A 1029-nucleotide genomic window follows, 5' to 3' on the forward strand; every position below is an offset into this window, starting at 1 on the left:
TAAACCCGTCTTAATCGCCGGTTCAGCCCGAGAAGCGGCAAAACTGGGCACCAAAGGCACATTACCCAACGCCATTAAAGGGATTTTTGATCAGATTGGCGCGTTAGTAGTCGTCATTCGGGTCAAGGAAGAAAGTGAGGAAGCCAAACAAATTAGTGCCTTGGTGGGCAATGGTCAAAGTGATCCGCCGACGGGGATTTATGCATTATCGACCGCTAAATCCGTGGTTAAAGTACAACCGCGTTTACTGATTGCCCCGGGCTACAGTCATTTAGAACCGGTGGGTAAAGCGCTGGACATGATCGCCAACCAACTTAATGGCATGGCGATTCTGGATGGACCGAATACCACGGGTGAAGACGCCATTCAGTATAAAAATAAATACGACAGTCGCTACGCGTATTTAATTGATCCCTGGGTCCAGGTCTGGGATATCCACACTAACCAGGCGGTGGATAGGCCACCCTCGTCGTATGTGGCGGGATTGATGGCTAAAGTGGATAACGATAAAGGCTTTTGGCACTCGCCGTCGAACAAACAAATTAATGGCATTATCGGTACCAGTCGCCCCATTGATTTCACCTTGGGGGATGCGAATTGTCGAGCCAATTTACTCAATGAAAACCATATCACCACCATTATTCAGGAAAATGGTTATCGACTCTGGGGCAACCGCACCACCTGTATTACCGATCCGAAATGGACCTTTGTCAATGTGGTGAGGACCAAGGCGATTATCGAAGATTCATTATTGCGTGCTCACCTGTGGGCGGTGGATCGGAATATTACCAAAACCTATTTTGCTGATGTGTCGGAAGGGGTGAATCGCTATTTACGCACACTAACCGCACTGGGCGCTATTCTAGGCGGCGAGTGTTACCCGAACGAAGAATTAAATACACCCGATAATTTAGCGGCGGGTAAAGTGTATTTTGATTTTGACTTCACGCCACCAGCCCCGGCGGAACACATTGTGTTTAGATCGTCGATGACCGACCGCTATTATGAAAACTTACTGGGGAATTAATG

The 1029-nt window shown here is 48.1% G+C and carries 1 protein-coding gene; it reads left to right on the forward strand.

Annotated features, from left to right (window positions below; all coding sequences use genetic code 11):
* Positions 1-1027: phage tail sheath subtilisin-like domain-containing protein (locus KCG35_RS25630; RefSeq protein WP_215822689.1), on the forward strand; the 1027-nt coding region annotated here is incomplete at its 5' end.
* Between the last annotated feature and the right edge of the window lie 2 nt (positions 1028-1029).

Origin of the sequence: Zooshikella harenae (assembly GCF_018837975.1) — a bacterium.
GTDB lineage: Bacteria > Pseudomonadota > Gammaproteobacteria > Pseudomonadales > Zooshikellaceae > Zooshikella > Zooshikella harenae.